General features: G+C 72.4%; 15 protein-coding genes and 1 pseudogene. 10 read left to right on the top strand and 6 right to left on the bottom strand.

Features of this window, described 5'->3' with window-relative positions:
• Positions 1-70: 70 nt before the first annotated feature.
• Both IC63_RS09280 and IC63_RS09275 read left to right on the top strand, forming a co-directional pair.
• Positions 71-862, top strand: a complete 792-nt coding sequence (locus IC63_RS09280; RefSeq protein ID WP_232222572.1) for a PCC domain-containing protein — start codon at positions 71-73, stop codon at positions 860-862.
• On the top strand, positions 859-1,620 hold the full coding sequence (locus tag IC63_RS09275; RefSeq protein WP_036719425.1) for an SDR family NAD(P)-dependent oxidoreductase: 762 nt from the start codon (positions 859-861) through the stop codon (positions 1,618-1,620). Before IC63_RS09280 ends, IC63_RS09275 begins: the two co-directional genes overlap by 4 nt.
• On the opposite strand, the gene IC63_RS09270 is transcribed toward IC63_RS09275, so the two are convergent.
• From IC63_RS09270 to IC63_RS09250, 5 genes are all read right to left on the bottom strand, one after another.
• Positions 1,617-2,387, bottom strand: coding sequence for an ABC transporter ATP-binding protein (locus IC63_RS09270; protein ID WP_036719423.1), 771 nt, complete (start codon positions 2,385-2,387; stop codon positions 1,617-1,619). The two genes, IC63_RS09275 and IC63_RS09270, sit on opposite strands and share 4 nt — an antisense overlap.
• Positions 2,384-3,295 carry an ABC transporter ATP-binding protein gene (locus IC63_RS09265; RefSeq protein ID WP_036719421.1) on the bottom strand — a complete coding sequence of 304 codons (912 nt, stop codon included), beginning with the start codon at positions 3,293-3,295 and terminating at the stop codon, positions 2,384-2,386. Before IC63_RS09265 ends, IC63_RS09270 begins: the two co-directional genes overlap by 4 nt.
• The gene (gene nikC / locus IC63_RS09260) at positions 3,292-4,200 is read right to left on the bottom strand and encodes a nickel transporter permease (RefSeq protein WP_036719419.1); all 909 of its coding nucleotides are present in this window, start codon (positions 4,198-4,200) and stop codon (positions 3,292-3,294) included. Before nikC ends, IC63_RS09265 begins: the two co-directional genes overlap by 4 nt.
• Positions 4,201-4,204: 4 nt before the next feature.
• On the bottom strand, positions 4,205-5,197 hold the full coding sequence (locus IC63_RS09255) for an ABC transporter permease (protein ID WP_036719418.1): 993 nt from the start codon (positions 5,195-5,197) through the stop codon (positions 4,205-4,207).
• Between the two features lie 113 nt (positions 5,198-5,310).
• Positions 5,311-6,915 carry an ABC transporter substrate-binding protein gene (locus IC63_RS09250; RefSeq protein ID WP_036719448.1) on the bottom strand — a complete coding sequence of 535 codons (1,605 nt, stop codon included), beginning with the start codon at positions 6,913-6,915 and terminating at the stop codon, positions 5,311-5,313.
• A gap of 268 nt (positions 6,916-7,183) precedes the next feature.
• Here IC63_RS09250 and IC63_RS09245 point away from each other — a divergent pair, with 268 nt between their 5' ends.
• The 3 genes from IC63_RS09245 (at position 7,184) to IC63_RS09235 (ending at position 16,505) form a co-directional block, all read left to right on the top strand.
• Positions 7,184-12,793: an alpha-2-macroglobulin family protein gene (locus IC63_RS09245; RefSeq protein WP_052042065.1), complete on the top strand. Its 5,610-nt coding sequence runs from the start codon at positions 7,184-7,186 to the stop codon at positions 12,791-12,793.
• Positions 12,768-14,876, top strand: coding sequence for a penicillin-binding protein 1C (gene pbpC, locus IC63_RS09240; protein WP_232222571.1), 2,109 nt, complete (start codon positions 12,768-12,770; stop codon positions 14,874-14,876). Before IC63_RS09245 ends, pbpC begins: the two co-directional genes overlap by 26 nt.
• Positions 14,877-14,987: 111 nt before the next feature.
• The gene (locus IC63_RS09235) at positions 14,988-16,505 is read left to right on the top strand and encodes an aldehyde dehydrogenase (NADP(+)) (RefSeq protein WP_036719416.1); all 1,518 of its coding nucleotides are present in this window, start codon (positions 14,988-14,990) and stop codon (positions 16,503-16,505) included.
• A gap of 52 nt (positions 16,506-16,557) precedes the next feature.
• Here IC63_RS09235 and IC63_RS09230 read toward each other — a convergent pair whose 3' ends face one another.
• Entirely contained in the window at positions 16,558-17,451 is an 894-nt protein-coding gene (locus IC63_RS09230; protein ID WP_036719415.1) for a hypothetical protein, read from the bottom strand.
• Positions 17,452-17,533: 82 nt separating this feature from the next.
• On the opposite strand from IC63_RS09230, the gene hslV reads away from it, so the two are divergent.
• From hslV to IC63_RS09205, 5 genes and pseudogenes are all read left to right on the top strand, one after another.
• Positions 17,534-18,091, top strand: coding sequence for an ATP-dependent protease subunit HslV (hslV, locus tag IC63_RS09225; protein ID WP_036719413.1), 558 nt, complete (start codon positions 17,534-17,536; stop codon positions 18,089-18,091).
• A 78-nt stretch (positions 18,092-18,169) separates the two neighbouring features.
• Positions 18,170-18,622: a GAF domain-containing protein gene (locus IC63_RS09220; RefSeq protein WP_036719412.1), complete on the top strand. Its 453-nt coding sequence runs from the start codon at positions 18,170-18,172 to the stop codon at positions 18,620-18,622.
• A complete protein-coding gene (locus tag IC63_RS09215) occupies positions 18,603-19,004 on the top strand; it encodes a GFA family protein (protein WP_036719410.1) in 402 nt (133 codons plus the stop codon). The genes IC63_RS09220 and IC63_RS09215 overlap by 20 nt, the downstream gene beginning before the upstream one ends.
• Entirely contained in the window at positions 19,001-19,384 is a 384-nt protein-coding gene (locus IC63_RS09210; protein WP_036719409.1) for a GFA family protein, read from the top strand. Before IC63_RS09215 ends, IC63_RS09210 begins: the two co-directional genes overlap by 4 nt.
• Before the next feature lie 185 nt (positions 19,385-19,569).
• Positions 19,570-19,734, top strand: a pseudogene (locus tag IC63_RS09205) (ATP-binding protein); the annotation flags it as partial.

Genomic DNA, 19,734 nt, shown 5'->3' with positions numbered 1-19,734 from the left:
CACCCCGGGATATTTCCGCAAAGAAGAACCTGCGCGGATGGTGCATCCGGGGCCGCGGAACGAGCTGCGAGTGCAGGCGGCGCGGACCGGGCTGGTGACGGTGCAGGGGGAGCTGCGGGCGGGCGAGACGGTCATGGCCGGCGTGGCGCGGCTGTTTGATGCTGCCGGGTGCCGGGGCGGGATGGTGTTCCTGGACGGGATCACCTGCGATCCGCTGCGCTATGTGCTGCCGGCGCTCTCCTCGGACGGGGTCCATGCGGCGTGGTATTCCGATACGCTGGCGCCGGTCGGCCCGACCCGCGTCCTGCGCGCCACGGCCAGCGTCGGCGCGCGCGAGGGGCAGCCGTTCCTGCATTGCCACGGCCTGTGGCAGACCGGCACCCCGCCGGTCGCGATGGGGCACCTGCTGCCGCTGGAGAGCCTCGTCGCCGCGGACTGCCGCGTCACCGGCATCGGCTCCCGCGAGGCGTGGTTCGACAGCCTGCCGGACGCGGAAACCGCCTTCACCCTGTTCCAGGTGGCGGGCGGCGGCGCCGGCAGCGGCCTCATCGCCCGGATCGCGCCGGGTGAGGACGTGGTGACCGCCATCGAGACCCTGTGCGCCGCCCACGGCATCTCTCGCGCGGCGCTGCACGGTCTGGGCAGCATCGACCATGTGCGCTTTCAGCAGGGCGGGCGGATGGATTGCCTCGCCACCGAGTTGCGGCTGCATGGCGCCCATCTGCGCGGCGGGCGCGCCCATGTCCCGATCGAGGTCGTGGACATCGCCGGGCGCATCAAGGCCGGGATCCTGAAACGCGGCGTGAATCCGGTGGGGGTCACGCTGGAACTGCTCATCGAACCGATCGAGGACATAGCATGACCAAAGTCGCCCTTGTCACCGGCGCCGCGCGCGGCATCGGCCTTGCCACCACCGACCTGCTGCTGGAACGCGGCTGGCAGGTGGCGATGGTGGACCGCGACGGCGACGAGCTCACCGCCGCCGCCGGCCAGCTGCAGGGCGTGCTGCCGGTCATCGCGGACGTCTCGATCCCCGAGCAGGTGGACCGGATGCGCGACGAGGCGCTGGCCCGCTTCGGCCGCATCGACGCGCTAGTGAACAATGCCGGCGTGGCGCTGTTTTCCCGCGCCCACCAGACCGCCTTCGAGCAATGGCGCGAGGTGATGGCGACGAACCTCGACGGCGTGTTCCTGTGCACCCAGGCGCTGGTCCCGGCGCTGGCCGAGAGCAGGGGCGCGATCGTCAACATCGCCTCGATCTCGGGGCTGCGGGCCTCGACGCTGCGGGTGGCCTATGGGACCTCGAAGGCAGCGGTGATCCACCTCACCAAGCAGTTCGCGGCCGAGCTGGGCGAACAGGGCATCCGGGTCAACTGCATCGCCCCCGGCCCGGTGCGCACCAAGCTGGCGATGGCGGTCCACGCGCCGGAAATCATCGCCGCCTATTACGACGCGATCCCGCTGAACCGCTATGGCGAGGCGCGCGAGATCGCCGAGGGGATCGTGTTCCTGCTGTCCGAAAACGCGAGCTTCGTCACCGGGCAGACCCTGGCAGTGGACGGAGGCTTCGACGCGACCGGGGTGGGGCTGCCGGCGCTGCGGCGGGAGGAAGAGGCCTAGGCCTCGCGCCCCGCATAGCTGCGCGAGGCGGCGATCAGTTCGCGTGTATAGGCGCTGTCGGCCCGGCCCGCGCGCAGATCGTCGGCGGTCAGCTGATCGACGATCAGCCCGCCCTGCATCACCGCCAGCCGCTGGCACAGATGCCCGATCACGGCCAGGTCGTGGCTGACCATCACGTAGGTCAGCCCGCGTTCGACCCGCAGATCGGCCAGCAGGTTCAGGATCTCGGCCTGCACCGAGACGTCCAGCGCCGAGGTCGGCTCATCCAGCAGCAAGAGCGCCGGCTCTCCGGCCAGGGCGCGGGCCACGGCGACCCGCTGGCGCTGGCCGCCCGACAGCTGGTGCGGATAGCGGAAGCGGAAGCCCCGCCCCAGCCCGACATCGTCCAGCAGCTTGCCGATGCGGCGGTCGATATCGTCCATCCCCTGCAGCCTGAGCGTCTCGGACAGCACCCGGTCCACCGTGTGGCGGGGGTGAAGGCTCGCATAGGGGTCCTGAAAGACCATCTGCACGCGGCGGTGAAAGGCGGGGCTGCGGCGGGTGCCGCGCAGGCTCTCTCCGTCCACGGTGATGGTCCCCGACCAGGTGGGCGCCAGCCCCGCCAGCGCGCGCAGGATGGTCGACTTGCCCGAGCCTGATTCGCCCACCAGCCCGAAGCTTTCGCCCCGCGCGACGGTCAGGTCGACGCCCTTGACGGCATCCACCCGGTCGGGCGGGTTGCCGAACCACACGCGCAGGTCGCGGATCTCGAGGATCGGCGCGCTCATCGTACGCCCCCCGGAAACGCGTCGATCATCGAGGCATCGACCAGCGCGGGGTCGAGCGGGCCGTCCTTCCACTCGGGCCGGCGTTCCAGCACCGCCAACCGCTCGCGCGGCGCGTCCAGCCGCGGCAGGCTGTTCAGCAGCCCCTGCGTATAGGGATGGCGGGCGTTGTGCAGGTCGCGGGCGGCCAGCGTCTCGACCACCCGGCCGGCATACATGATGAGGACCCGGTCACAGAACTGCGCCACCAGGTTCAGGTCGTGGCTGATGAAGATCAGCCCCATACCGCGGTCGGTCACCAGGTCGTCCATGATCCGCAGCACCTCGGTCCGGACCGAGACGTCCAGCGCCGAGGTCGGCTCGTCCGCGATCAGGATTTCCGGGCCCGAGGCCAGCATCATCGCGATCATGATCCGCTGGCCCATCCCGCCCGAGACCTCGTGCGGATAGGCGCCGAAGACACGCTCCGGGTCACGGATGCGGACGGCCTCGAGCATCTCCATGGCGCGCTGGCGGGCGGCGGCGCGGCCGGCGCCGGTCTGCTGGCGATAGGCCTCGACGATCTGGTCGCCAACCCGCATCACCGGGTTCAGGCTGAACTTGGGGTCCTGCATGACCATGCTGATCCGGCGGCCGCGGACCGCGCGCATCTGGCGCTCGGGCAGGTTGAGGATCGACTTGCCCTCGAACTCCATCCGCGACGCGGTGACCTTGCCCGGCGGGCGCACGAGGCCGAGGATCGCGCGGCCGGTCATCGACTTGCCCGACCCGGATTCGCCCACCACCCCCAGCCGTTCGCGGCCGAGGTCGAAGCTGACGCCGCGCACGGCCTCGAACACGCCCTGGCGGGTGGGGAAGGCGACGCGCAGGTCGCGGACGGAGAGGAGCGGGCCCGGCTGTGTCGCAGTCATTCCGCGCCGCCCTTGGGGTCCAGCACGTCGCGCAGCCCGTCGCCCAGGAAGTTGAAGGCGAGGCTGACGATGAAGATCGCCAGGCCCGGCATCGCCGCGACCCACCAGTGATCGAGGATATAGGTCCGCCCGTCGGAAATCATCGCCCCCCATTCGGCCAGCGGCGGCTGCGCGCCGAGGCCCAGAAAGCCCAGCCCCGCCGCCGACAGGATGATCCCTGCCATGTCCAGCGCCACCCGCACGATCATCGAGGAAATGCACATCGGCCACACATGCCCGACCAGCAGCCGGAACGACCCCGCCCCCTGCAGCCGCGCAGCGGCGATATAGTCGGCGTTCCGCACCGCCAACGTTTCGGCGCGCGCCAGCCGCGCATAGGGCGGCCAGCCGGTGATCGCCAGCGCCAGCACCGCGTTGACGATCCCCGGGCCCAGCGCCGCCACCAGCGCCAGGGCGAGGATCAGCTTGGGAAAGGCCAGGAAGATGTCGGTGATCCGCATCAGCACCTGGTCGACCCAGCCGCCGGCAAACCCCGCGATGGTCCCGATCAGCAGCCCGATGATCGGCGAGATCAGCGCCACCGTCCCGACGATGAACAGCGTCACCCGCGACCCCCAGATGATCCGGGACAGGATGTCGCGGCCCAGCGCGTCGGTGCCCAGCCAGTGCCTGGCCGAGGGCGGCTGCAGCCGGTCGGCCAGGTTCTGCGCGGTCGGGCTGTAGGGCGCCAAGTCCGGCGCCAGGATCGCCATCAGCGCCAGCAGGACCAGGATGATCAGGCCCAGCATCGCCAGCCGGTTCGACCGGAAGGTCAGCCAGCCCTGGTACAGCGCCCCCAGTCGCGCCTGGCGGCGGGTGGTGGGGGCAGCGCTCAGCAGCCAGTCTCGGGTCGAGAGATCGGTCATCGGCTCACCTCGACCGCGGATCGAGCAGTTTGTAGAGCAGGTCGGACAGCGCGTTCAGCGCGATGAAGCACACGCCGACGACGACGGTGCCGCCCAGCACGGCGTTCATGTCGCCGGCCAGCAGGGTCTTGGTGATATAGCTGCCGATGCCGGGCCAGCTGAAGATGATCTCGGTCAGCACCGACCCTTCCAGCAGCCCGCCGAAGCTGAGCGCGATCACCGTGACCAGCGGCACGGCGATGTTGCGCAGCGCATGGCCCCAGACGACGCGGCGTTCGGACAGGCCCTTGACGCGGGCGGTGGTGATGTATTCCGCCGACAGCTGTTCCAGCATGAAGCTGCGGGTCATGCGGCTGATATAGGCGAGGCTGAAATAGCCCAGCAGCGAGGCCGGCAGGATGATGTGGGAAAACGCGTCCCGGAAGGCGCCCCAGTCGCCGGCGATCAGGCTGTCGACCAGCACCAGCCCGGTCACATTGGGGACCATCCCGTCATAGATGATGTCCTGGCGTCCCGGGCCTCCGACCCAGCCGAGGATGCCGTAGAACACCAGGAGCCCCATCAGCCCCAGCCAGAAGATCGGCATCGAATAGCCGATCAGCGCCACCACGCGGGCGACCTGGTCGATCCAGCCGCCCCGCCGCGCCGCCGCGATCACGCCCAGCGGCACCCCGATCAGCACCCCGATCAGGGTCCCGATGCTGGCCAGTTCCAGCGTCGCCGGAAAGACCCGGCGCAGGTCCTCGGCCACCGGGTGGCCGGTCGAGATCGAGCGGCCGAAATCGCCCCGCAGCACGTCCCCGACATAGGCGACGAACTGCACCAGGATCGGCTTGTCCAGCCCCATCGCCTGGCGCGCGGCCTCGTATTGCGCGGGGGTGGCGCGTTCGCCCACGACCTTGAGCACCGGGTCGATCGGCATCACCCGGCCGATCACGAAGGTGACCAGCAGCAGCCCCAGCAGCGTCAGCAGCAGCGACAGCACGACCCCGGCCACCGCGCGGGCGCGCCGGGCCGTGCGTCCGCTGCCGCCCGGGGCTGGCGTCGGGCCGGAAGAGACAGGCCCGGGGGACGGCGCAGGCCGCCCCCCGGCGGTGGTGTCGGACGCGCTCACTGGCCCTTGGTGACCTTGTGATACATGACCGAGGTGACGGCGCCGCCGGCCGACCAGCCCTCGATGCCTTTCTGCATCGCGTTCTGTTCGACGCGCTGGAACAGCGGCAGGATCGGGGCCGAGGCCTGATATTCGGTCTGGATGTCCATGTACATCGCCTTGCGCTTTTCGCTGTCGCCTTCCAGCGTCGCGGCGATCACCTTGTCCTGCATGGCCTTGGGCACGTCATAGCTGTTGCGCCAGGCCAGCGTGCTGCCCTTTTCGGCCGCGTTGTCGGGGTTGATCGCAAAGGTCGAGGCGTTGGTGTTCGGGTCGGCATAGTCCGGCCCCCATTCGCCCAGGAAGATCGGCACTTCGCGGGCGCGATACGCGTCCAGCACCTGGGCGCCGGTCATCTGTTCGATGTTCAGCGTCAGCCCGGCCTGCGCCATCGACGCCTGCAGGGTCTGCGCCACGTCCAGGTATTCGCGCAGGTCGCGGACCTTGGTGGTGATGGTGCCCGAGGTGATGCCGGCGTCGGTCAGGATCTTCTTGGCCGCCTCGACGTCGTATTTCCACGGGTTCTGGTCCGAGGCGCCAAGGTAGCCTTCGGGCAGGAAGGCCTGGTGCACCTTCCACTGGCCCTTGAGGAAGCTGTTCGCCATGCCGTCGAAATCGACCAGGTGGCGCATCGCTTGCTGGACGGGCGCCTGCGACAGCAGCGGGTCCTTCTGGCTCATCCCCATGTACAGGATGCGGCCGCGCGGCTCGTCGATCACCTTGATCGCGTCGTTGCCGGCCAGCCCCTCGACGTCGCTGGGGGTCAGGTTGCGGGCCACGTCGATGTCGCCCTTTTCCAGCTGCAGCCGCTGGGCGCTGGATTCCTGGACGTTCTTGACGATCACCCGCTTCATCGCCGGCGCGCCGCCCCAATAGGCGTCGTTTGCGATCAACTGCACCGCCTCGTTCGGGCGCCACGCGCCCAGGCTGTAAGGGCCGGACCCCGCGCCGTTGGTGGTCAGCCAGGTGTTGGCCAGGTCGTCACCCTCGACATGCTGCAGGGCGGTTTCCTTGTCCACCACGCTGGCGACGCTGGCGGTCAGGCAGTTCAGCACGAAGGATTCCGCATAGGGCTGGTCCATCGTGATGGTCAGCTTGTTGCCGTCCGCCTTGACCATCTGTTCGACATTGTCCGGGGTCAGGCCGAACTGGGTCAGGATGAAGGCGGGGGACTTGTCCAGCTTGACCGCGCGCTGCAGCGACCAGGCGGCATCCTCGGCCCGGACCGGGTTGCCGGACTGGAACTTGACGCCTTCCTTCATCGTCAGGGTGATGGTCTTGCCGTCCTCGCTGACCTCCCAGCTTTCGGCCAGCGACGGCTGAAAGCCCTTGTCCAGCGCCAGCGGGTCGAAATCGACCAGCCGGTCATACAGGCTCTGGGTGACGTCGTTGCCCGAGAACTCAAAGCTCTGCGCCGGGTCGAGGCTGATGATGTCGTCGATGGTCGCGGCGACGACCAGCGTGTCGGCGGGGGTTTCGGCCCAGGCGGCGGGCAGCGCGGCCGGGGCCAGCGCGACGGCCGAGGCAAGCAGCAGGGCGCGGGCGGTAAGGCTGATTGTCATGATCTGATCCCGTTGGGTGGCACGGTCCATCTTGGCGCGGACGCGTGGCATGAGCTGAGGGGCCTGACGCCCCGGAACAAGCGCTTTGGTGCGACATTTGCGCCCGCAGCGCAAGCTATATGGACAGGGGCACCTGCCCGCCGGGACCGGACGGGACCGCCCGTTCACGCGGTTTCGTCCGCGGGCGGAACGGCGGAAGATTGCCGAACGGCGCACGCCGTGGCACGCTTTCGACAGTCGCGCGCCGGATCGGCAGCAGGAGGCCCAGATGACCGTCCGTTCGTTCCTTCGTTCCGCGGGCGGGCTGTGCCGTCGCCTGCCTGTCGCGGCGCTGCTGGCCGCTCTCACGCTGCCCGGCATTGCGCTGGCCGAAGGGCCGCTGCCCGACCGCCGCATCGTGCTGCAGCAGGACGTGGACCTGCCCGGCGGCGACCTCGCGCCGATCTTCGAGACGACCGAGCAGGCCTGCATCCGCCTGTGCCTCGCCGACCGGGCCTGCACCGCGCTGACCTACAACGCCCGCTCGCGCGCCTGCTTTCCCAAGGGCGCCGCCAACCCCCCGGTGCCGTTCGCCGGCGCGCTGTCGGGGCAGGTCACGGCCCCCGATCCGGCGGTGGCGCAGGCCGCGGCCGACCGCGTCGCGGGCGCCGGGGCGTGGCTGCGCCCGGACTCTGATCTCGACCCCGCCCGCCGCCAGGCGCAGGAGTTGGGGCGGCTCTATCCGGGCACCGGCGAGGATGTGGCCGCCCTGCGCGCCCGGCTGGCCGAGGCGGCGGGCGATCCGCAAGCGCAGGTCCGCTGGCAGGGCGCGGTGACCGCCGCCACCGATTCGCCCGACGACTGGGACGCGCTGTCCGCCGCGCTGCTCGAGCAGGCGAACCTCGACAACGAGAACCGCGAGACGCTGGCCGCCGCGCAATCGGCGGCGCTGAACGCCTGGCTGCGCAGCGCCGGCCCGGCGGTGCCGTCGCTCACCCGCTGGGCCGAGATCGCCGAAAAGCTCGACCGCGGGCTGGACGGGCTGGGGGCGTTGCGCCACGCCGAAAGCCACGGCGGCGGCGGCGATCCGCGGCTGGCCGAGATGATCCCGGCCTTCCAGGAACGCCACGGCTTTCGGGTCACCGACAACCAGATGGATTCCGACGCGCTGGACCCGCGCGCCTGCGCCTTTTTCTCGGCCGAACTGGCCGCGGGGGTGGATTACCGCCCCTATGTGGCCCTGCCCGACCCCGCGATGGCGGTGGAAACCGAGGGCAGCCAGCTCTGCGTGACGGGGCTGACCCGCGGCAGCACGCTGAAGCTGACGCTGCGCCCCGGCCTGCCAGCCGCGGACGGCCAGACGCTGCCGCGCCCGGTCGAGCTGTCGATGTATGTTCGCGACCGCGCACCGATGGCGCGGTTCGGCGGCCGCGCCTATGTGCTGCCCGCGGGCGGCGATCAGGGGCTGACGCTGTACACGGTGAACACCGGCGCGGTCGATCTGAAGCTGTACCGGATGTCGGACCGCAACCTCGTCCGCGCCCTGCGCGACGAGATCTTTGCCGCGCCGCTGGATGACTGGGGCGCGCAGAACTTCACCACCTACATGGGCGAGGAGATCTGGACCGGCCAGGCCAGCGTCGCCCCCGCGGCGGGCGGCGGCGCGGCCCCGGTGAACGCCGAGATCGCCACCCGGCTGGACCTGACCCGGACCGCCGGGCCGCTGACCCCCGGCATCTATGCGCTGACCGCGCAGGTGGCGGGCAGCTCGACCGAGATGGCGCCGGCGGCGACGCAGTGGTTCATGATCTCGGATCTGGGGCTGGCCAGCTGGTCGGGGACCGACGGGCTGACCGTGGCCGTGCGCGGGCTGTCGGATGCGGCGGCGCGGGCGGGGATCGACGTGGCGCTGGTGTCGCGCGGCAACGCCGTTCTGGCCACCGCCGCGACCGACGACCAGGGCGTGGCGCGGTTCGCCTCTGGCCTGACCCGCGGCACCGGCGCGGCGGAACCGGCGCTGGTGACAGCCACGCTGCGCCAGGGCGGCGAAATCGCCGACATGGGCTTCCTGTCGCTGATCGACCCCGAATTCGACCTGTCCGACCGCGGGGTCGAGGGCAATCCGCCGGCCCCACCGATCGATGTCTTCGCCGCCACCGACCGCGGCGCCTATCGCGCCGGCGAGATCGCCCACGCCACCATCCTGACCCGCGACGACCGCGGCCGCGCGATCGAGGGTCTGCCGCTGACCGCCGTGGTGCTGCGCCCCGACGGGGTGGAACACGCGCGGATGCTGGCCGAACCCGCCGGCGCCGGCGGCTATACGCTGGCCGTGCCGATCCCCGACACCGCGCCGCGCGGGCTGTGGCGGGTCGATTTCCGGGTCGAGGACAAGGGCCGGCCGCTCGCGTCGGCCAAGCTGCTGGTCGAGGATTTCCGTCCCGAGCGCATAGCCTTCGACCTTGCGCTGCCCGACACCCCGCAGCCCGCCGCGCAGCCGGTTCAGGCCGCCATCGACGCGCGCTGGCTGTTCGGTGCCCCCGCCGCCGGCCTGCCGGTCGAGGGAGAGCTGCGCCTGACCCCGGCCACCACGCTGCCGGGATTCGAGGGCTATGTCTTCGGCCGCCACGACGACGATGCCGCGCCCGAAGTGGTGGCGATGCCCGCCGGCGTCACCGACGCCGAGGGGCGCTTTGCTGCCCGCGTCGATCTGCCCCCGGCGCTGGCCCAGGCCGCCCGCCCGTGGGAGGCGCAGCTGACCCTGACCGTGCGCGAGGGCGCCGGCCGCCCGGTCGAGCGGCGCGACAGCCGGCTGGTCCTGCCGGCCCGCACGGCGCTGGGCATCCGCCCCGGGTTCGACGGCGGCACCGTCCCGCAGGGCGCCGAGGCGCGGTTCCAGGTGGTCGCGGTCGGCCCCGACCTGACCCCGCAGCCGGCGCGGGTCGAGTGGGTGCTGAACCGCATCGACACCACCTATCAGTGGTATGCGATGGGCGGCGACTGGAACTGGGAACCGATCACCCGCCGCGAGCGCATCGCCAATGGCGCGCTCGATCTGGCCGGCGCGCCGGGGTCGATCTCGGCCCCGGTGGACTGGGGCAGCTATGAGCTGGTCGTGACCGGCCCCGACGGGGCGCGCAGCTCGACCACCTTCGAGGCCGGCTGGGGCGCCGCCACCACGGGCACCGACACGCCCGACCGGCTGTCGGTGTCGCTTGACAGGCCCGGCTATGCGGTGGGCGACACCGCGCGGGTGACGCTGAGGGCGCTGGCCGACGGGGTCGCGGTGGTGTCGGTGCTGTCGAACCGGGTGATCTCGATGCAGACGGTGCCGGTCACGGCCGGCGACAACACCGTCGATCTGCCGGTGACCGAGGACTGGGGCGCCAGCGCCTATGTCGCGGTCAGCGCCATCCGCCCGGTGGCCGCCGGAACCGCCGAGCTGTCGGCGCGCACCCCGATCCGGGCGCTGGGCATCGCTGCGGCCCATGTCGACCCCGGCGACCGCGCCTTGCAGGCGACGCTGACCGCGCCGCCGCAGGCCGATCCCCGCGGCACGGCGCAGGTGACGCTGGCCGTCGCCGGCGCGGCCGCGGGCGAGACCGTGAACGCGACGATCTGGGCGGTGGACCAGGGCATCCTGAACCTGACAGGCTATCAGCCGCCCTCGGCCTCGGACCACTATCTGGGCCAGCGCCGGCTGGGGGTGGGGATGCGCGACCTGTATGGTCGGCTGATCCTGCCCGGCGGGGCGGCCGACGGGACGATCCGGGCGGGGGGCGATGCGTCCTCGATGCAGACCCAGGCGCCGCCGCCGACCGAAAAGCTGATGGGGTGGTTTTCCGGCCCGCTGACTCTGGGACCGGACGGGACCACCACTGTCACGATCCCGCTGCCCGACTTCAACGGCGAACTGCGGATCATGGCGCTGGTCTGGACCGGCAAGGGCGTGGGCCAGACCGACACCACGATGCTGGTCCGCGACCCGGTGGTGATGACCGCGACCGTCCCCGCATTCCTCGCCCCCGGCGACGTGGCGAATGCGCATCTGGCGCTGACCCATCTTGACGGCCCGGCGGGCGAGGTGGCGCTGTCGGTGGAAAACCTCTCGGCCGTGCAGACCGCCGCGGCCGAGGCGGCGGCGGACCAGGGCTCGGCCGAGCCCGAGGCGGGCGTCACGCTGGCCACCGCCGACCTGCCCGCCAGCGTGACGCTGACCGACAAGCAGGCGGTGACCGTGCCGCTGACCCTGACCGCGCCGGATACCGAAGGCACGGCCAGGCTGCGCGTCTCGGCCCGGCTGCCGGACGGGCGCACGGTCAGCAAGGACCTGACCATCCCGGTCCAGCGCATGGATGCCGCCGTCAGCCGGCGGATCAAGCTGACTCTGGCCCCCGGCGCCGCGCAGACGGTCGATCTGGCGCCGCTGGGCCGGTTCCAGCCGGGGACCGGGCGCATCACCCTTACCTCGGGCGCCTTCGCGCGGCTGAACGTGCCGGGCGCGCTGGCGCAGCTGGCGGCCTATCCCTATGGCTGCACCGAGCAGCTGTCCTCGGGCGCGCTGCCGCAGCTTTACGCGCAGGCGCTGATGCCCGAAGGCATGCCGACGCCGCCCGGAGTCGACCCCAGGACCGTCGATTCCGCCATCGCGCAGGTCATGACCCGGCAGGCCTCGGACGGAAGTTTCGGGCTGTGGCAGCCCGATAGCGGCGACCGCTGGCTGGCCGCCTATGTCACCGACTTCCTGGGCCGGGCGAGGGCGCAGGGCCACGCGGTGCCCGACCCCGCCTTCCGGCTGGCGCTGCAGGCGCTGCAGAACGGGCTGAACGCCGCGGCGGCGCCGGAATTCGCCGATTCGGGCGAGAACGCGGCCACCGCCTATGCCGCCTATGTGCTGGCGCGCGAAGGGCAGGCCGTGGTCAGCGACCTGCGCTATTACGTCGACACCGGCGCGGCGAAGTTCGACACGCCGCTTGCCGCAGCGCAGCTGGGGGCGGCGCTGGCGGCCTATGGCGACCAGCCGCGCGCGGACATCATGTTCCGCCACGCCCAGGCGCTGGCGACCGAGGGGCGCGAGCCCGAGGGGCTGTTCCGCGCCGATTACGGCACCGCGTTGCGCGACCTTGCGGGCGTGCTGGCGCTGGCGGCCGAGGCGGGCTCGCAAGCCGTCGACCGCGATGCGCTGGCGGTGGGCATCGCCAGCCGCGCCGATCAGCGCGACCTGGACGGCGCGCCGCTGTCCACGCAGGAGGCGGGCTGGATCACGCTGGCCGCGCAGGCGCTGTCCTCGGGCAAGGATGCCGGCGGCGGGCTGACGCTGTCGGGTGCAGCACTGTCGGCGCCGGTGCAGGACCTGGGCGACGCCGCGGCGCTGCCTCCGGTCCAGCTGGCCAACTCGGGCAGCGCGCCCGTCGAGGTGACGCTGGCCACGACCGCCGTACCCGTCGATCCGCCGGCGGCGGGGGGCACCGCGTTTGCCATCGCGCGCAGCTATTTCACTGCCGACGGGCAGCCGGTCGATCCGGCCAGCGTGCCGCTGGGCACGCGGCTGGTCGCGGTGATCGAGGTGGACCCCATCGGCGCCGCGGACGGGCGGCTGATCGTCACCGACCCGCTGCCGGCGGGGTTCGAGATCGACAACCCCAACCTGCTGACCCGGGGCGAGACCGGCGATCTGGACTGGCTGGGCGACACCGCCGCGACCGAGATGGCCGAGTTCCGGCAGGACCGCTTTGCCGCCGCGGTCACGGCGATCGGGGACTCGCCGCTGCGGCTGGCCTATCAAGTGCGCGCGGTGACTCCGGGCGTGTTCCGCCATCCCGCGGCCACGGTCGAGGACATGTATCGCCCCGACCGCCGGGCCTGGACCGACAGTGGCGCGACGACGATCACCCGCTGACCCGCAGCGCCGCAGCGGCCGGCGGCTGATCGCCGCGGCCTGCGCGCTGGGCCTGCTGGCCGGCGCGGGCGACGCGGGCCGCGCCGCGCTGTCGCGCTGGATCGACGCGACCGAACTGCCGCCGCTGGCCGTCGCCACCGGGACCGAGGTGCTGGCCCGCGACGGCAGCCTGTTGCGGGCCTTTCCGGTGGAAAACGGCCTGTGGCGGCTCGCAACCCCGGCCCAGGGGGTGGACCCCGGCTTCTTGCGGATGCTGGTCGGGTGGGAGGATCGGCGCTTTGCCGATCACGACGGGATCGACCCGCGCGCCATCGCCCGCGCGGGCTGGCAGGCGCTGCGCCACGGGCGGGTGGTGTCGGGCTCCTCGACCCTGTCGATGCAGACCGCGCGGCTGCTGGAACGCGGGCCGACCGGGGACTGGCGGGCCAAGCTGCGGCAGGCGCGGGTGGCGATGGCGCTGGAACGGCGGCTGGGCAAGGAGGGCATCCTGGGCCTGTATCTGCGGCTCGCACCCTATGGCGGTAACACCGAGGGCGTGCGCGCCGCCAGCCTGATGTGGTTCGGCAAGGAACCGACCCGGCTGACCCCCGCCGAATCGGCGCTGCTGGTCGCGCTGCCGCAGGCGCCCGAGGCGCGCCGCCCCGACCTGCCCGCCCGCCGAACCGCCGCCGAGGCCGCCCGCAACCGCGTCATCGCTCGGGCCGAGGCGCTGGGCCTGCTGAGCGCCGAGGCCGCCGCCACCGCCCGCGCCATGCCCCTGCCCGACCGCCGCCGCGCCTTTCCGGCGCTTGCGCCGCTGCTGGCCGACCGGCTGCGCCGCGCCCATCCCGGCGCGCCGCGCATCGAAACCACGCTCGACCCGGCATTGCAGCGGCAGGCGGAGCGGCTGGCGGCCCGCGCTGTCGCGGGCCAGCCCGCGCAGGTCTCGGCGGCGCTGATCCTCGCCGATCACGAGACCGGAGAGATCCTCGCCCATGTCGGCGCGGCGCAGTTCACCGACCCGCGGGCGGGCGGGTACATCGACATGACGCAGGCGCTGCGCTCGCCCGGCTCGACGCTGAAGCCGCTGGTCTATGCGCTGGGCTTCGACGACGGGCTGATCCACCCGGAAACGCTGATCGAGGACCGTCCCGCCGCCTTTGGCCGCTGGCAGCCGGAAAACTTCGACCGCCGCTTTCGCGGCACGGTGACGATCCGGCAGGCGCTGGTAGAATCGCTGAACATCCCGGTGGTGCGGGTGGCCGAGGCGCTGGGCCCGGCGCGCATCGCCGCCGCCCTGCGCCGGGCCGGGGCGCCGGTGACGACGCAAGGGCCGCCGGGGCTGGCGGTGGTGCTGGGCGGCGGCGGGGTGTCGCTGGAAGGGCTGGTGCAGGCCTACGGGGCGCTCGCCCGCGGCGGGCGGGCGGCGGCGCTGCACGTGCGTCCGGGCGAGATGCGCGAGCTGGCTTCGGTCGCCGGCCCGGTCGCGGCCTGGTATGCGGGGTCGATCCTGGCCCAGCACGCGCCGCCGGGCGGGCGCGCCGCGGGCCGGGTCGCGTGGAAGACCGGCACCAGCTATGGCCACCGCGACGCGCTGGCGCTGGGCTATGACGGGCGCTTCGTTGCCGGGGTGTGGCTGGGGCGGCCCGACGGAACGCCGGTGCCGGGGGCGTTCGGCGGCGATCTCGCCGCGCCCTTGCTGTTCGACCTGTTCGACGCGCTGGGCACGCGCGCCACGCCGCTGCCCCCGCCGCCGCCCGGCGCGCTGACCGTGCCCAACGCCGCCTTGCCGCCCGCGCTGCGGCGGTTCCAGCCCCGCGGCACGACCCGGCCCGCCGACCCGGTGGCGCCGCAGGCCGAGCCGCTGGCGATCCTGTTCCCGCCCGACGGCGCCGAGGTCGAACTGACCCAGGGGCGACTTGTGGTCCGCGTTCGCGGCGGCGCCGGGCCCTACACCTGGCTGCTTGACGGCCGCCCGGTCGCGGTCGGCTCGCCCGACCCCGCCACCCAGCTGCCCGCAGCGCCGGGCTGGGCGACGCTGTCGGTGATCGACGCCACCGGCCGCTCGGCCCGGTCCGGCCTGCGGCTGATCGGCCCCGGATAGCCCTTCCGACCCCCTTGCGCCCGGCTTGGCGGGGGTCCAAGTGGTCCGGTATACCGTTATGCGTTGACCGCCGCGGCGGTCCGATGACCGAAGACAGCGAAAGGACAGCGGATGACCGGCTTTACCCCTCATGGCAAGCACCTGATCGGCGGCGAATGGGTGGCGGGAGACACCAGCTTCGCCTCGTCCCCCGCGCATGGGCCGGCGCATGACTATGCGGTCGGCACCCCCGATCTGGTCGCCCGCGCCTGCGCCGCGGCGGCCGAGGCCTTCGACGCCTATGCCGCCACCAGCCGCGAGGACCGGGCCCGCTTCCTCGACGCCATCGCCGACGAGATCGAGGCCCGCGCTGACGCCATCACCGAGATCGGCACCCAGGAAAGCGGCCTGCCCGAGGCGCGGCTGCAGGGCGAACGCGGCCGCACCACCGGCCAGCTGCGGCTGTTCGCCTCGCATATCCGCGACGGCGCCTATCTGGACCGGCGCACCGACGCCGCGCTGCCCGACCGCCAGCCCGCGCCGCGGCCCGAACTGCGGATGATGCAGCTGCCGGTCGGTCCGGTGGCGGTATTCGGCGCGTCGAACTTCCCGCTCGCCTTCTCGACCGCCGGGGGCGACACCGCCGCGGCGCTGGCGGCGGGCTGCCCGGTCGTCGTCAAGGGCCACTCGGCCCATCCCGGCACCGGCGAGATCGTCGCCGAGGCGGTCAAGGCGGCGGTCGAAAAGACCGGGATGCCGAAGGGCGTCTTCAGCCTGATCCAGGGCGGCAACCGCAAGGTCGGCGAGGCGCTGGTCACCGATCCGCGCATCAAGGCGGTGGGCTTCACCGGGTCGCTGGCCGGCGGCCGGGCGCTGTTCGACCTGTGCGCCGCCCGCCCCGAGCCGATCCCGTTCTTTGGCGAGCTGGGCTCGGTCAACCCGATGTTCGTGCTGCCCGAGGCCGCCAAAGCCCGCGGCGACGAAATCGGCAAGGGCTGGGCCGGGTCGCTGACCATGGGCGCGGGGCAGTTCTGCACCAACCCGGGCATCGCGGTGGTGCTGGACGGCCCTGACGCCGACCGGCTGGTCGCCGCGGCCCGGGCGGCGCTGGAACAGGTCGCGCCGCAGACCATGCTGACCGACGGCATCGCCCAGGCCTACCGCGAGGGAGCCGAGCGGATGAACCGCTCGAACGCCGTCAAGCCGGTGCTGGCGACGGAAAGCCGAGACCGCAGCGCCTCGCCGAACCTGTATGAGACCACCGCCGACGCCTTCCTGGGCGAGGACTACCTGGCCGAGGAGGTCTTTGGTCCGCTGGGCCTCGTGGTCCGCGCCCGGTCGGTGGACGACATGGAGCGCATCGCCCGCGGCCTGCCCGGCCAGCTGACCGCGACGCTGCACACCGATCCGGGCGACGCCGCGGATGCCCGCCGGCTGCTGCCTGTGCTGGCGCAAAAGGTCGGGCGGGTGCTGGCCAACGGCTTTCCCACCGGGGTCGAGGTCGCCGATGCGATGGTCCATGGCGGCCCCTATCCGGCCTCGACCAACTTCGGCGCGACGTCGGTCGGGACGCTGTCGATCCGCCGCTTCCTGCGGCCGGTGAGCTTCCAGAACCTGCCGGATTACCTGATCGAGGGCGATCTGGCCTGATCCCGCGCCGGCCCGGCCGCTGGTCGGGCCAGCCGCATCCTTGGCGGCGGTGCTAGATCGCCCAGCCGCCGGCGCGCATCGCGGCCAGCATCCGCTGGCCCGCATCGGGGGCCTGGGCGTCGATGCTGTTCTGCTTGAGAAACCACCACAGGTAGCGCGCGGTGTCGGGCGCATGGCGGTCGGCCGCGGCCAGCGCCGCCTCGGCCCCCAGCTCGGCCACGTTCAGCGCGACGTGGTGGAAATCGACCTGGGCGAACAGCACCGCGGGCTTGCCGAGGATCATCCCGTCGAACGCCACCGCGCTGTTCTGCGTCGCGACGAAGGCGCAGTCGCGCAGCAGTCGCATGGTGTCGCCGCCGATGGTCAGGTCGCGGTGGCGGGCGCTCAGCGCGGCCAGCGCGGCGTGGTCGTCGGCGTCGTAGTGTTCCGAGGGATGCAGCGTCGCCACCACCGGCCGGCCGGTGCGGCAGACGGCATCCAGCATCTCGACCGGGCTCATGGTCTGGAAGGACCGGGTCTGGCGGATATGGCCCTGCAACGGCACCAGCACGTGATCGCCGCGCACCGGGTCCGGCCCCGCCAGCACCCGCCGGCGCAGGCTGCGCACGAAGGCCGCGGCGGCGTCGGGGTCGATGCCCGTGGGGTCGAACGCCGCCCGTGCGACGCGAAAGCGCCAGCGCTCGGCCACCGGCTCGATCTGCCAGAACGGATAGTGATAGGCACGCCGCATGGTCAGGCTGCGCGGATGCAGCGGCCGCTTCATGTGATAGAGCGCGTAGTCTCCGGGCGGCGGGGGGGTCTCGGGCGCCTGCCCGCTGGCGCGCTCGAAGGCGACGGTCCAGCCTTGCGCCTCGACCGTGCGTTGCAGCACCGCCATGACCGGGAAGGTCCCGGCACGGGCGGTTTGCAGCATGTGTCCGTGCAGATAGACGCGCAGGGTCGGCATGGCGCGACCCTAGCCGCGCCGGGCGCGTTGCGAAAGCGGCCGGCGGCGCCTATCTGGCACCTGCGACGAACGGAGGCACCCGATGAGCGACGACAGGTTTCCCGGCTGGCACGGCACGACGATCCTCGCGGTGCGCCGCGGCGGCAAGGTGGTGGTCGCGGGCGACGGGCAGGTCAGCGTCGGCCAGACGGTGATGAAGGGCACGGCGCGCAAGGTCCGCCGCCTGTCACCGGGCGGGCGCGACGTCGTGGTGGGCTTCGCCGGGTCCACGGCGGACGCCTTTACCCTGCTGGAACGGCTGGAGAAGAAGCTCGAATCCGCCCCCGGCCAGCTGCAGCGCGCCTGCGTGGAACTGGCCAAGGACTGGCGCACCGACAAGTATCTGCGCAACCTGGAGGCGATGCTGATCGTCACCGACGGCGCCCAGCTTTACGTCGTGACCGGCGCCGGCGACGTGCTGGAGCCGGAACATGACGTCGCCGCCATCGGCTCGGGTGGCAACTATGCGCTGGCCGCCGCGCGGGCGCTGATGGAGACCTCCCTGGACGCCGAGGAGGTCGCCCGCCGCGCGATGGCGATCGCGGCCGAGATTTGCGTCTATACCAACGGCAACCTGACGGTCGAGACGATCCCGGCGTAGCCGGGCCCGGAGCCGGTGAACGTACGCCCGCACCTGACGGGGCTTTTGCGCCGGTCGGGCGCGGTCTAGGGTCGCGCCATGATCGACTATGCAGACCTTTCCGCCCGCATCGCCGCCCTGACCCAGGGCGAGACCGACGAGATCGCCCTGATGGCGACGCTCGCCTGCGAACTGCACCACGCCGACGACCGCTTCGACTGGACCGGCTTCTATCGGGTGGTCGCGCCCGATCTGCTCAAGATCGGCCCCTATCAGGGCGGGCATGGCTGCCTGGTGATCCCGTTCTCGCGCGGGGTCTGCGGGGCGGCGGCGCGGACCCGGCAGACCCAGCTGGTCCCGGATGTCGAGGCGTTCGCCGGGCACATCGCCTGTTCCTCGTCGACCCGGTCGGAAATCGTGGTGCCGGTGATCGGCCGCGCCGGGCGGCTAATCGGGGTGCTGGACATCGACAGCGACCGGCCCGACGCCTTCACCGCCGCCGACCAGGCCGCCTTGGAAAGGATGATGCAGGATGTGTTCGGAGATCTCTGACCGCACCGCCCGCTGCCTGTGCGGCAGCATTCGCGTGGCCATGCGCGGGCCTCTGCCCGACGTGGCCGCCTGCCACTGCGGCCAGTGCCGCCGCTGGTCGGGCCATGTCTGGGCCGCCGTCCCGGTCCCGAACGACCGGCTGACCATCCGGGGCGAGGGCCACATCCGCTGGTACCGGTCCTCGGAGACCGCCGAGCGGGGGTTCTGCGACACCTGCGGGTCGTCGATGTTCTGGCGCGCCATCGGCCGCGGCGACACCGACGTAGCGCTGGGCTGCATCGACGCGCCGACTGGCCTGCGGCTGGAACGCCACATCTGGGTCGCCGACAAGGGCGATTACTACGACATCGCCGATGGCCTGCCGCAGGACGCGCAGCAATGATCCTGCGCGGCGGATGCCTGTGCGGCGCGGTGCGCTATACGCTCCACGACCCGGCCCAGGGCGTCGTCGCCTGCCATTGCAGCCAGTGCCGGCGCTGGTCCGGGCATGTCTGGGCAGGGCTCGAGGCGGGCCGGGTCGAGATCGAGGGCCCGGTGACGTGGTACCGCTCGTCCGAAACGGCCGCGCGAGGCTTCTGCCCGGCCTGCGGGTCGTCGCTGTTCTGGCGCAGCGACGCGACCGGGGACACCGAGATTTCCGCCGGGACGCTCGACCCGCCCACGGGGATGCGGCTGCTGCGGCATGTCTGGGTCGGCGACAAGGGCGATTATCACGACATCGCCGACGGCCTGCCGCAATTCCCGCGCGGATCGACCGGATGATCTGGGAGACGCTCGCCAATATCCCGCTGGCGCAACTGCTGGGCTTTGTCGCCGGCGGACTGGTGCTGAACTTCGCCCCCGGGCAGGACGTGTTCTTTGCCACCGCTTGCGGGCTGCAGGGGGGGCCGCGGGCCGGCGCCCTGGCCGGGCTGGCCAGCCGTCTCGGGCCCGGCGGGGGCGCCCGCGCCCGCGCCAGCGCGCATGTCCGCTACCCCTGTCGCTCCCTGCTGGTGGCCGCCGCCAACCCCTGCCGCTGCGGGCATTTCGCCGATCCCGCGCGCGCCTGCGCCCGCGCGCCGCAATGCGGGGCGGATTACATGGGGCGGCTGTCCGGGCCGCTGATGGACCGC

The sequence above is a fragment of the Paracoccus sphaerophysae genome (genome assembly GCF_000763805.1).
GTDB classification, from domain to species: Bacteria; Pseudomonadota; Alphaproteobacteria; order Rhodobacterales; family Rhodobacteraceae; genus Paracoccus; species Paracoccus sphaerophysae.
This window is presented reverse-complemented; position numbering and strand designations above follow the sequence as displayed.